The sequence below is a fragment of the Streptomyces sp. NPDC001002 genome (assembly GCF_053599215.1).
The window spans coordinates 1-12,353 of sequence record NZ_JBSFLV010000216.1; the positions used below are offsets into that span (position 1 = coordinate 1).

The 12,353-nt window shown below is 72.4% G+C and carries 10 protein-coding genes; 6 read left to right on the top strand and 4 right to left on the bottom strand.

What is annotated here, in order from left to right; genetic code table 11:
- Positions 1-60 precede the first annotated feature (60 nt).
- On the bottom strand, positions 61-2,502 hold the full coding sequence (locus ACWDR3_RS44795) for a helix-hairpin-helix domain-containing protein (RefSeq protein ID WP_450358455.1): 2,442 nt from the start codon (positions 2,500-2,502) through the stop codon (positions 61-63).
- Complete coding sequence (locus tag ACWDR3_RS44800; protein ID WP_280877857.1) at positions 2,499-3,485, bottom strand: aldo/keto reductase; 987 nt, start codon at positions 3,483-3,485, stop codon at positions 2,499-2,501. The genes ACWDR3_RS44795 and ACWDR3_RS44800 overlap by 4 nt, the downstream gene beginning before the upstream one ends.
- A 175-nt stretch (positions 3,486-3,660) precedes the next feature.
- On the opposite strand from ACWDR3_RS44800, the gene ACWDR3_RS44805 reads away from it, so the two are divergent.
- Entirely contained in the window at positions 3,661-4,716 is a 1,056-nt protein-coding gene (locus ACWDR3_RS44805) for an LLM class F420-dependent oxidoreductase (RefSeq protein ID WP_450358456.1), read from the top strand.
- A 287-nt stretch (positions 4,717-5,003) separates the two neighbouring features.
- Positions 5,004-5,792 carry a ferritin-like domain-containing protein gene (locus ACWDR3_RS44810; RefSeq protein WP_450358457.1) on the top strand — a complete coding sequence of 263 codons (789 nt, stop codon included), beginning with the start codon at positions 5,004-5,006 and terminating at the stop codon, positions 5,790-5,792.
- Between the two features lie 31 nt (positions 5,793-5,823).
- On the opposite strand, the gene corA is transcribed toward ACWDR3_RS44810, so the two are convergent.
- Positions 5,824-6,819, bottom strand: coding sequence for a magnesium/cobalt transporter CorA (corA, locus tag ACWDR3_RS44815; protein WP_450358458.1), 996 nt, complete (start codon positions 6,817-6,819; stop codon positions 5,824-5,826).
- Between the two features lie 62 nt (positions 6,820-6,881).
- Between corA and ACWDR3_RS44820 the strand changes: the two genes are divergently transcribed.
- From ACWDR3_RS44820 to mshC, 4 genes are all read left to right on the top strand, one after another.
- Positions 6,882-7,568 carry a histidine phosphatase family protein gene (locus ACWDR3_RS44820; RefSeq protein WP_450358459.1) on the top strand — a complete coding sequence of 229 codons (687 nt, stop codon included), beginning with the start codon at positions 6,882-6,884 and terminating at the stop codon, positions 7,566-7,568.
- A gap of 76 nt (positions 7,569-7,644) precedes the next feature.
- Positions 7,645-8,235: a DUF3090 domain-containing protein gene (locus ACWDR3_RS44825; RefSeq protein ID WP_450358460.1), complete on the top strand. Its 591-nt coding sequence runs from the start codon at positions 7,645-7,647 to the stop codon at positions 8,233-8,235.
- Positions 8,199-9,017 carry an SCO1664 family protein gene (locus tag ACWDR3_RS44830; protein WP_450358461.1) on the top strand — a complete coding sequence of 273 codons (819 nt, stop codon included), beginning with the start codon at positions 8,199-8,201 and terminating at the stop codon, positions 9,015-9,017. The genes ACWDR3_RS44825 and ACWDR3_RS44830 overlap by 37 nt, the downstream gene beginning before the upstream one ends.
- A 117-nt stretch (positions 9,018-9,134) precedes the next feature.
- The gene (gene mshC, locus ACWDR3_RS44835; RefSeq protein WP_450358462.1) at positions 9,135-10,364 is read left to right on the top strand and encodes a cysteine--1-D-myo-inosityl 2-amino-2-deoxy-alpha-D-glucopyranoside ligase; all 1,230 of its coding nucleotides are present in this window, start codon (positions 9,135-9,137) and stop codon (positions 10,362-10,364) included.
- Positions 10,365-10,434: 70 nt separating this feature from the next.
- On the opposite strand, the gene ACWDR3_RS44840 is transcribed toward mshC, so the two are convergent.
- Positions 10,435-12,153, bottom strand: coding sequence for a S8 family peptidase (locus ACWDR3_RS44840; protein ID WP_450358463.1), 1,719 nt, complete (start codon positions 12,151-12,153; stop codon positions 10,435-10,437).
- Between the last annotated feature and the right edge of the window lie 200 nt (positions 12,154-12,353).

Below are 12,353 nucleotides of genomic sequence, written 5' to 3' on the forward strand. Positions count from 1 at the left end.
GGTCCACGGTGAATTCGACGCCGTCGTCCTCGTCCGTCGGGTCCGGGTCCTGGTCCATCGTCATCGGCTCCGGCTCGCCCGGCTTCGCGCCACCGGCACCTGCGGGGCCAGCAGCACCGGCAGCCGGGTCGTGCGCGGCTTCGGCGGCACCTCGGCCACGGCCCGGGCAAGCGCCTGCTCCACACCGTGGACCACGGACAGATGACGGTCCGACCGGCCGAACGCGGTGTAGACCCACGGACGGCTGAGCACCTGCGCCGCATCCCCGGGCAGCACCACGACCACCGCGGGCCAGTGCGCCCCCACCGCCTGGTGCGCGGTCAGCGCCCAGCCGTGCCGCACGGACTGCTCCACCCGCTCCTTCGGTACGACGACGGTGGCGCCCGAGACGGACAGGTGCAGCCCGTCGGCGTCGGCCGTCACGACCTGGCCCGGCACCGAACGCCCAGGCTCGGGGGAGTAGGCGATCCGGTCACCCGGGTCGAACCCGCCGAAGCGGCCGGGACCGGGGTTGAGCCGCTCCTTCAGCGCCGCGTTCAGCGCGCGCGTGCCCGCCGCGCCGCCGTGCCCCGGCGTGATCACCTGCGTCTGCTCGGCCGGTACGCCGATCGCCCGCGGCACCGAGTCGGCGACCAGCTGCACGGTCCGGTGCACGGCCTCGCCCGCGTCCCGCACCGGCACGATCACGACCTCCTTGCCGGGCGCCTCGACCTGGTTCAGCTCACCGATGCCGACACCGGAGACCAGCTCACCGAGCGGTCCGGGGTCCGGCACCCGAGAGGCGACCGACGGGCAGACCCGCGCGGCCAGCAGATCGGCGAACACCCGCCCGGGCCCCGCGGACCACAGCCCCGCCGGATCACCGGCCAGCACCAGCCGCGCCCCGTCCGGCAACGACTCGACGAGCAACGCGGCACTCTCCACGTCCAGTTGAGGCGCGTCGAGCACGACGAGCAGATCCAGATCCAACGCACCCTCGCTGTCCCGCCCCGGCCCCTCGGCGCCGGAGAGCAGACCGGCGACGGTGGCGACGGGCCTGTCAGCTGCGCCGTCGTCCGCCACTGAGCCGCCAGTTGGGGGCTCGGTCGACGAACTGCCGTCCGAGGCAGGACCGTTGGGGCTCCCGGCACCCGTCAGACGCCCCGCGAACCGGTCCCGCCCGATCACGGAGTGCGCCGCGGCCCAGGCGCGCAGCCCGAAGCCGGTCGCCGCGTCGAGCAGTGCCGCCGGTTCGACGAGGGACGCCTCGCCGCCGGTGTGGAGCACCAGGGCGTGGCCCGCGACCGCGCGGAGGAGTTCGGCGGTCGAGCCCTTGGCCGCGCCGGCGGCCCGCTCCCACTCCTCGGCCGAACCGTCCTCCTTCGGCACCGAGTTGATCACCCGGGCCAGACCGTCGGCGAGGCTCTCCTCCGCGAGCGCGTACCGCTCAAGTCCGATCAGGACCCGGACCGGGCGCTCCACACCCTCGCCGTCCTCGTCGTCTCCCTCGCCCTCGTCGCTCTCGCGCTGTTGCGCGGGTGCCGGCACCGGCGCGGTCGGGTCGAGGGCGTCCTCGAAGACCAGCGCCTCGCCCTCCGCGACGGTGCTCTGTACGGCCGCCTCCGGATCCGGCACGCCCCGCTGGGCCAGCGCGGCGGTGAGCGTCGGCATCTCCAGCGCGGTGTGCCCGGCCAGCGCCGCCTGCTCCAGGAGCCAGCCGGTGAGCGCCCGGCCGCGCCGCTCGTCGTCCGGACCGCACTCCGCGCCGAGCAACGCCCGCGCGAAGCCGTCCGCCTGCTCGGGACGCACCGCGCCGACGCGCAGCAGCAGCCAGGGGTCGGCCCGCAACTGGTCCTCCGCCCCCTCGCCGAGCGCGGCGGCGACCTGCGCGGCGAGCGCGTCCGGAGCGCCGCCCTCGGTCAGCACGCGGCGTACGGCATCGACGGACCCCGTCGGCGGGACGGGGGACGCGGGCGCGGCGGCGGCCGGCGCGGACTGCGGACGACGTACCGGCTCGGCGTCGGGCCGGCGCGGGGCCGGCGGTTCACGCAGGGCCACGGCGACCGGCTTCTCGCCGCTCTCCACGGCCCGCACGGCGGCCAGCAGATCCGCGGCCGTCCCGCTCAGCTTGGCGCCGGCCGCGATGGGCCCCTGCTTCTCGGCCTTGCGCCGCTCGATCCGCTCCCGCTCGATCCGCTGCGCCGCCAACTCGGCCTCGGCCTCGGACTTCTGCCGGGCGGCCTCACCCTCGGCGTCGGCATCTCCCTTGCCCTCGGCCGCACTTCCCTCGGCGGCCTCGCCTTCGCCACCGGCCTCGCTGTCACCGTCGGCGGACCCGGCCTCGTCGCCGGAAGCCTCTGAGACCCCCTCGGCGGAAGCTCCCGATTCCCCTTCGCCGGAAACCCCGGACTCCCCTTCGGCGGAGGCCTCTTCCCCCGAGGCCCCCTCCACCGCGCCCTCCGGCTCGACGCCCCCCGGTGTCCCCGGCTCCGATTCCTCCGTGGTCTCCGGTTCCGTGCTCACAGCGTGCTCCAGTCGTGATCGGGATAGCGGTGCACGGGCGCCGACACATCGTCGAGCGCCCGGCAGATCTCGTCAGGAAGACTAAGGGCCTCCACTGACAATGCCGCCGTGAGCTGCTGTGCGTTGCGCGCGCCGACCACCGGCGCGGTCACGCCGGGCCGGTCGCGGATCCAGGCCAGGGCGACCTGAAGGGGCGTCACGGCCAGCCCGTCCGCCGCGGTCTGCACGGCGTCCACGATGCGGCTCGCGGTGTCGTCGAGGTACGGCTCGACGAACAGGCCCAGATGCTCGGAGGCGCCGCGCGAGTCCGGGGGAACGGCGTCGCCTCTGTACTTGCCGGTGAGCACCCCGCGCCCCAGCGGCGAGGACGGCAACAGGCCGATCCCCAGGTCGAGGGCGGCCGGCAGCACCTCGCGCTCGACCCCGCGCTGCAGCAGCGAGTACTCCATCTGCGTGCTCGACAGCCGGGTGCGGTTGCCCGGCGCGGCCAACTGCCAGGTCGCCGCCTTCGCGAGCTGCCAGCCGCAGAAGTTGGAGACGCCGGCGTAACGGGCCCGCCCGCTGCTCACGGCCAGGTCGAGCGCGTGGAGGGTCTCCTCCAGCGGGGTGTACGGGTCGAAGGCGTGGATGTGCCAGACGTCGACGTAGTCCGTGCCCAGCCGGGCCAGCGAGGCGTCCAGCGCGGCCAGCAGATGCCCGCGCGAGCCGTCGAAGCGCCGGTCCGGGTCCGGCACGCTGCCCGCCTTGGTGGAGATGACCAGGTCCCGCCGGGGGACCAGCCCTTCTATGAGGCGTCCGAGCAGATACTCCGCCTCGCCGTCGCCGTACACATCGGCCGTGTCGACGAGTGTCCCGCCCGCTTCCCAGAAGGTCTTCAGGACGTCCGCGGCGTCGTGCTCGTCGGTGTCCCTGCCCCAGGTGAGTGTGCCGAGTCCGATGCGGGACACGCGAAGACCGGTACGGCCGAGATGCCTCTGCTCCATGAACGCCGACATTACTGGCCATGGATCGAGCTGTGGGTGCCTGTGGACAACGGATTCATGACACAGCACCCCGCTGATGTGGGCCGACCGACACGACCGCCACCTGCCCCGATCCGCGCCCGCGCGCTAAGGTCAGCCGGCAAGGGACGTTACTGATCGGTAAGGGGAATCGGCCATGCAGCTCGGGATCAACCTCGGCTACTGGGGTGCCGGAATGGACGGGGACAACCTCGCGGTCGCGCAGGAGGCCGACCGGCTCGGGTACGCCGTGTGCTGGGCCGCCGAGGCCTACGGGTCGGACGCGGCGACCGTGCTCTCCTGGGTCGCCGCCAAGACCGAGCGGATCGACATCGGCTCGGCCATCTTCCAGATCCCGGCCCGCCAGCCGACGATGACCGCGATGACCGCCGCGACCCTCGACTCGCTCTCCGGCGGCCGCTTCCGGCTCGGTCTCGGTGTCTCCGGCCCGCAGGTCTCCGAGGGCTGGTACGGCGTCAAGTTCGACAAGCCGCTGGCACGCACGCGTGAGTACGTCGAGATCGTCCGCAGGGCGATGACCCGCGAGCGCCTGTCGTACGACGGAGAGCACTGGACGCTGCCGCTGCCCGACGGCCCCGGCAAGCCGCTCAAGCTGATCGTGCACCCGGAGCGCGAGCACATCCCGCTCTACATCGCCGCGATCGGCCCCAAGAACCTGGAGCAGACCGGCGAGATCGCCGACGGCGCCCTGCTGATCTTCCCCTCCGCCGAGCACCTGGAGGAGACCGCGATCAGCCACCTGCGCGCGGGCCGCGAGAAGGCCGGCCTGACCCTCGACGGATTCGACGTCTGCCCGACGCTCCCGCTCGCCCTCGGCGAGGACAAGGACGTCACCACGCTCGCCGACGCCTTCCGCCCCTACACCGCGCTGTACGTCGGCGGCATGGGCAGCCGCAAGCAGAACTTCTACAACCAGCTCGCCCGGCGCATGGGCTACGAGGAGGCGGCTGTCGAGGTCCAGGACAAGTACCTGTCCGGCGACAAGCAGGGCGCCGCGGCCGCGGTCCCGCACGACCTGATCGACAAGACCACGCTGCTCGGGTCCGTGGAGCGCATCGCGGACCGGATGAAGGAGTACGCGGCGGCCGGCGTGACCACCCTGACGCTGGCGCCCGCGGGCTTCACGCTCGACGAGCGGATCGCCGCGCTCCGGGCCGGCACCGAGGCCCTGGAGCTCGCCGGGCTGGCCTGACCGCACGGCGGCCTCGCGAGGGCCTCACGAGGAAGTTCTGCGGCCGTGGTGGGGGCTCGGGGGTCTCCCCGCCACGGCCGTCACGGGGAACAACGCGCCGAGGGCCCGGGCGGTTACGCCTCCCGGCGACCCGTGCCGTTACGTCCGCAGGCGTCCCCGGGAGTCCTCCTTTTGGCGGAGTTGTCCGACACAGCTGTTGCAGCACCTCTGACGCCGCATTTGACTCGTTCTTTGCGGATTACTGCGATTTCCGCGGCGGCACGCGAACCCGCAGAGAGGTGTCCACGATGCTTTCGGCCAAGAGCCTGTTCCAGGAGATCCTCGACGACGACGAGTCCTTCGCCCTGTTCTGCTCCATCGCGGCCAGCGGTGAGTCGCAGGGCGGCTGGGAGAACGCGCGCATCGCCGCGCTGGTACCGCCCGACGAGCGCGCACTCGCCCCCAAGATCACCCGGCACGGCGCGGACGAGGACAAGCACGGGCGGATCTTCAACGCCCTCATGAAGAAGCGCGGCCTCAAGCCCGTCCCCGTCCCGCACGACACCGACTACACGATGCTCCTGGAGAAGCACGGCATCGGTCTCGCCCACGAGAAGCTCAAGAGCGACGAACCGCTCACCGTCCAGGACATCGTCACCTACCTCGCCCACAGCCGGGTCACCGAACAGCGCGCCTCCGAGCAGATGGAACTGCTGCGCAGGCACTTCGCCGACCACCCCGACCTCGGCCGCGCGGTGAGGATGATCTCGAACGACGAGGACAACCACCTCGCCTACTGCCACGAGGAACTCCTGCGCTTCGCACACGCCGGACACGGCCGCGCGATCCAGCGCACGCTGCGGGAGTGCGCGCTGGCCGAGATCCGCGTCTACCGGGATGTCAGCCTCGCCGTGATGGACCACATGGGCCGCATCCTCGGCTGGCCCCGCCCCAAGTCGGCGGTGCTCGCGGCCGGCATCCACGCCGTGTACGCCTACGAGCGCACCGCGGGCTGGCGCCGCATGGTGAGCCTCAGGATGCCCGAACGACGCGACGCGCTCGGCGGCCCCGCCACCACGGCCCCCGAGTTCGCCTGACCGAAGCCCCGCCCCGTCACCGACTCCCGCCCTACAACCAGCCCCTCTTCTTGAAGAGCCGGTACAGCACCACCTCCAGGGCGGCCATGAGCGCGATGACGCCCGGATACCCCCACATCCAGTGCAGCTCCGGCATGTGATCGAAGTTCATGCCGTAGATGCCCGCGATCATCGTGGGGACCGCCGCCATGGCCGCCCACGCGGAGATCTTCCGCATGTCGTCGTTCTGCCGGACGCTCATCTGCGCGAGATGCGCCGACAGGACGTCCGAGACCAGCCGGTCCAGGCCCTCCACCGACTCGTTCACGCGCGTGAGGTGGTCGTTGACGTCCCGGAAGAAGGGCCGCGCCTTCTCGTTGACGAAGGGCACCGAAAGACCGGACTGCCCGAAGCCCGCCAGCCGGGTCAGCGGCAGCGCCAGCGGCCCGGTCGCCCGCCGGAACTCCAGCACCTGCCGCTTGAACGTGTAGATCTTCGACGCGGTGTTGCGCGAGCCCCCGCGGTCCGGCGAGAACACCTCCGCCTCCAACTCCTCCAGGTCGGTCTGCAACTCGGTCGCGACGTCCAGGTAGTGGTCGACGACGTCGTCGGCGATCGCGTACAGCACCGCGGTGGGTCCCTTGTGGAGCATCTCGGGCTCGCGTTCGAGCCGCTCCCGTACGGCCTTGAGCGGGGAGCCCTCGCCGTGCCGGACGGTCACCACGAACGCGTCGCCGAGGAAGACCATGACCTCGCCGCTGGAGACCCGGTCGCTCTCCTGCTCGTAGAGGACCGGTTTGAGCACGAGGAACAGCGAGTCGTCGTAGACCTCCAGCTTGGGCCGCTGATGTGCCGTCAGGGCGTCCTCGACCGCCAGCGGGTGGAGCCCGAACTCCCGGGTGACGAGGTCGAATTCCTGCTCCGAGGGCTCGTACAGACCGATCCATACGAAGCCGCCCCTGGCCCGCGCCTCGTCCAGGGCGTCGGAGAAGTCCGCGGGGCCTTCCGTACGTTGTCCGTCGCGGTAGATGCCACAGTCGACGATCACGGAGCGTATTCTCCCGTCGCCCGCACTCCACCGCATCCGGTGGTGTGCCTACCCTGGGCCGCATGCCCACGTTGATCCTGGTCCGGCACGGACGCTCCACCGCCAACACCGAAGGCGTGCTCGCCGGCTGGACGCCCGGCGTCGCGCTCGACGAACGCGGGGCCGCGCAGGCCGCCGCGCTGCCCGGCCGCCTCGCCGAGCTGCCGCTCTCCGAGATCGTCACCAGCCCGCTGCAGCGCTGCCAGGAGACGCTCGCCCCGCTGCTGGCGGCCCGCCCGGACGTCACCGTCCACACCGAGGAGCGGATCGGCGAGTGCCACTACGGCGACTGGTCCGGCCGCAAGCTCGCCGAACTCATGGACGAGCCCCTGATGCAGGTCGTCCAGGCGCACCCGACGGCCGCCGCGTTCCCCGGCGGCGAGTCGATGCGGGCCATGCAGACCCGCGCCGCCGAGGCCGTACGTGAGTGGAACGCGCGCGTGGAGCGCGATCACGGCCCCGACGCCGTCTATCTGATGTGTTCGCACGGCGACATCATCAAGTCTCTTGTGGCGGACGCACTCGGACTTCATCTCGACCTCTTCCAGAGGATCTCCGTAGATCCGTGTTCCATCACCGCGATCCGTTACACACGCCTGAGGCCGTTTCTCGTTCGCCTCGGTGACACCGGTGATTTCACCTCCCTGGTGCCGCGCGAGGACCCGCCGGCCGACGACGCCCCGGTCGGGGGCGGTGCGGGCGCACCGTGATCGTCGGGCGCAGTAGGGTGAAGCGGTCGCTCTAGCGCCGGTCCCTTTGTCGATCCCCGATTCCAGGAGACAGGACGTGTCCCGTCAGGTGTTCCTCTACGACCCCCCGGACCGCTTCGTGGCCGGTACGGTCGGACTGCCCGGACGCCGTACGTTCTTCCTCCAGGCCACCGCGGGCCCCCGGGTGACCAGCGTGGCCCTGGAGAAGACCCAGGTCGCCGCCCTCGCCGAGCGCATGGAAGAGCTGCTCGACGAGGTCGTACGGCGCAGTGGCGGCAACGCCCCGGTTCCGGCCGTGGTGCCCACCGAGATCTCCGACTCCGCCCCCCTGGACACCCCCATCGAGGAGGAGTTCCGGGTCGGCACCATGGCGCTGGCCTGGGACGGCGAGGGCGAGCGCATGATCGTCGAGGCGCAGGCCCTGGTGGAGCTGGACGCCGACTCCGAGGAGGACCTCGCCGAGGCCGAGGAGCGCCTCCTCCAGGACGAGGAGAACGGCCCCCCGATGCTGCGGGTCCGGTTGACCGGCGCCCAGGCCAGGGCCTTCACCAAGCGCGCCCTCGACGTCGTCAACGCCGGGCGGCCGCCGTGCCCGCTGTGCAGTCTCCCGCTCGACCCGGAAGGACACGTATGTCCGCGCCAGAACGGATACCGCCGCGGAGCGTGAGCACGGCAGAGCTGCTGACCCGGGGCGAGCTGACGGTCCGCGGGCAGATCAGGGAAGCGTCCAACGCGGTGCTGTACTGCTCCGTCTCCCACGAGGGACAGGAGGCCACCTGCGTCTACAAGCCCGTCCGCGGTGAGCGCCCCCTGTGGGACTTCCCCGACGGCACCCTCGCCCAGCGCGAGGTCGCCGCGTACGAGGTCTCCGAGGCCACCGGCTGGGGCCTGGTGCCCCTGACCGTGCTGCGCGACGGGCCCTTCGGCGAGGGCATGTGCCAGCTGTGGATCGAGGGCGAGGCGGGCTCCGAACTGCTCGGCCTGGTGGACACCGAGGAGCCCGCGCCGGGCTGGAAGGCGATCGGGTTCGCGGAGGTCGGCGAGGGCGAGACCGCGCTGCTCGTGCACGCCGACGACGAGCGGCTGCGCCGGCTCGCCGTCCTGGACGCGGTCATCAACAACGCCGACCGCAAGGGCGGGCACCTGCTGCCGGCGGCAGGCGGCCGGCTCTACGGCATCGATCACGGCGTGACCTTCAACACCGAGAACAAGCTGCGCACCCTGCTGTGGGGCTGGGCGGGGGAGCCGCTGACCGCAGAGGCGGTCGACGTCCTCAAGGGCCTCCAGGAGGCGCTGGGGGCGTCTGGCGCGCTCGCCGAGCGGCTGACCGCGCTGATCACCCCGGCCGAACTCGACGCCACCCGCGCGCGCGTGGACGACCTGCTGACCTCGGGGAAGCACCCCGCGCCCAGCGGCGAGTGGCCGGCCATCCCCTGGCCGCCCGTCTAGCGGACCCCGCGCACCCAGGCTTCCTGCACATCGGGCCGTACCGCGCAAGCAGGCCTTACCGGCCATCCGGCCCGGTCCGGTTCGTATACGGAACATCCGTCCGGTTAGGCTCATGACATGCATGCCTGGCCCGCTTCCGAGGTCCCCGCCCTGCCTGGTCAGGGCCGCGACCTGAGGATCCACGACACCGCGACCGGTGGTCTGGTCACCCTCGACCCCGGTCCCGTCGCCCGTATCTACGTCTGCGGCATCACGCCCTACGACGCCACCCACATGGGACACGCGGCGACCTACAACGCGTTCGACCTCGTGCAGCGCGTGTGGCTCGACACCAAGCGCCAGGTTCACTACGTCCAGAACGTGACCGACGTCGACGACCCGCTCCTGGAGCGGGCCCAGCGCGACGACGTCGACTGGGTCGACCTCGCCGAGCAGGAGACGGCCCTCTTCCGTGAGGACATGACCGCCCTGCGGATGCTGCCCCCCAAGCACTACATCGGCGCGGTCGAGGCGATACCCGGCATCGTCCCGCTCGTCGAGCGGCTGCGGGACGCCGGCGCGGCCTACGAACTCGAAGGTGACGTCTACTTCTCCGTCGAGGCCGACCCCAACTTCGGCAAGGTCTCCGGCCTCGACGCCGCCGCCATGCGGCTGCTGTCCGCCGAGCGCGGCGGCGACCCCGAACGTCCCGGCAAGAAGAACCCGCTCGACCCGATGCTGTGGATGGCCGCCCGCGAGGGCGAGCCCAGCTGGGACGGCGGTTCGCTCGGCCGCGGCCGGCCCGGCTGGCACATCGAGTGCGTCGCCATCGCCCTCGACCACCTCGGCATGGGCTTCGACGTCCAGGGCGGCGGCTCCGACCTCGCCTTCCCCCACCACGAGATGGGCGCCTCGCACGCCCAGGTGCTGACCGGCGAGTTCCCGATGGCCAAGGCGTACGTGCACGCCGGCATGGTCGGTCTCGACGGCGAGAAGATGTCCAAGTCCAAGGGCAACCTGGTCTTCGTCTCCGCGCTGCGCCGCGCCGGCGTCGACCCCGCCGCCATCCGGCTCGCCCTGCTCGCCCACCACTACCGCGCCGACTGGGAATGGACCGACCACGTCCTCCCGGAGGCCGAGGCCCGGCTCGCCCGCTGGCGCGCCGCCGTCTCCCGTCCCGACGGCCCGTCCGCCGAGACGCTCGTGGAGGAGCTCCGCGAGGCCCTCGCGAACGACCTCGACGCCCCGGCCGCGCTCGCAGCGGTCGACCGCTGGGCGGCCCTGCAGCGGGACCGCGGCGGCAGCGACGAGGGCGCCCCCGGCGTCGTATCGCGCGCGGTGGACGCCCTGTTGGGCGTGGCGCTCTAGCAACCGGCAGGCGGACAGGGGCGGTTCCTCGCGAGGGGAGCCGCCCCTGTCCGCCGATCACCCGTGTCCGTCAGCCCGTTACGACCAGCCCGACGATCTCGTCGTCCGAGAACCACACCCGGACGTCCGGCCGTCCGCTCGCGAAGGCGGAGTGCACCGCCTGACGGATCTCGGGGGAGGGGTGGTTCAGGCTGCGCCAGGCGCCGGCCACGAACAGCCGGATCCTGGGCGGGAGTTCGGGCGGATACGGCAGCAACTCGTCCCAGTACCGCTCGGCCTGGCCCGAACCGACCGCGTGCGGCAGCAGTTGACCGACCGCCGCCCTGATGTCCGGCCGGTTGCCGATCCGCTGCGAGACGGGTCGGCCCGGCGCGTCCTGCTGCGGGGAACCCGAGGCCCGTAAGACCGCGCGGGCCCGCTCCGGGGTCATCGGTGGCCGAGCCGCCGCCTTCAGCATGCCCTGGAGCGCGGCCAGCGCCCCGCCCACCACCGGGGAGGCGGCGGAGGTCCCCGAGAACGTGTCCGTGTACCAGGCGATCTCCTCGGTTCCGCCCCGCAGATCACCGGGCCGGTCCCAGCAGCCGCCGGTGGTGGTGACCTCGCGGCCCCAGCCCTGCGCGTCCACGCGGGCACCGTAGTTGGAGAACGCGAGGCGTGACCGGTCCGGGCCGTGGTCGCGGCCGTGCGTGCCGGGCGGCGGCGCGCCCGCGCCGACCAGGACGGCACCGGAGCACCCGTGCGCGGGGTTGAACGGGTTGCGCCACCACTCGGGGAACTCGGCGGGACGGCGCTCGTACAACGCGTCGTCGAGCGACTCGCCGCCGTTGCCCGCGGCCGCCACCACCAGGACACCCCTCGCGGTCGCGTACCGGACGGCCGCGTAGTCGTCCGGCCACCACTCGATCGCCAAGTAGCCGCGCTGGTCCTCGCGTTCGGCGTACTCGAAGCGCGGTCCGGGGCGGTGGAGTTCGACGAGTACGACGTCCCCCGGGCCGAGCCGGTCGGCCGCCGCGTGGATCGCCGCAGCCGTGCCGATGCCCTGCACGGACGCGGCGGCGGTGACCGCCTCCGGCACGATCCCGGTGACCCCGGACTCGCCCCGGTCCCCTCCGATCACCCCGATCACCGCCGTGCCGTGGTTGCGCCACGCGAGGTCGGTCAGCGGAGTCCCGATCACGACACCGGCGAGCCGCCCGGCCAGATCCTGGTGCCCCAACTGCCAAGCGCCTTCTACGTCGATGACGGTCACCCCCTGCCCCGACCCGCCGGGCCGCTGCCAGGCCCAGTGCGCGTCCGTCCCCTCGGGCGCGGCACGCAGATAGCCCTGCCGGCCGCTGAAGTCGGGTGTGACCGGGGCGCTCTCCGCCAGCCTGCGGTCGTCGTCGGCGACCGTCGCGGGCACGGCACCCGGCTTCACGTACGCCGTCGCTATCCCCGGCAACGCGGCGATCCGCGCCCGCAGTTCATGTGTGCGCCCCTCGCCGCCGCGCACCCGGTAGAACTGCGCGAGATCGGGCCCGTCGTCCGCCGCGTCCGTCGTCCTGAGGCGCACCTCGCTGCCGAACAGCGGCTCCAGCACGAGCCGTTCCTCGGCGAGGAACAGGTCGAGCGCCGACACGTCGACGTCGACGGCGGAGCGGACGCCCTCGGCCCCGGCCCGCAGACCGGCCTCCGGCCGCGCGACGACGATCAGTTCGGGCTCGGCACCCCGGTACACGAAGCCCGCCCCGCCGGGCCCCGGCCCCGATCCATCGCCCGGTTCCCCCGCCCGCTGCACCTGCTCGCTCATCGGACACGGCCCCCTTCCCCCGTCACATGAAGACCTTCGTGTACCCGAGGACGCTCGTGAAGACCCTCGTCACATGAAGAAGGGCGGTGCGCGACGCGCACCGCCCTCTCGTTCATTCCTCAGATAGGAAGAGCGTCGGGGAGGGGAAGAGTGTTAGTGTGTGGGTGTAGATATAGGTGGTGGCCGGATAATTAAAAAAA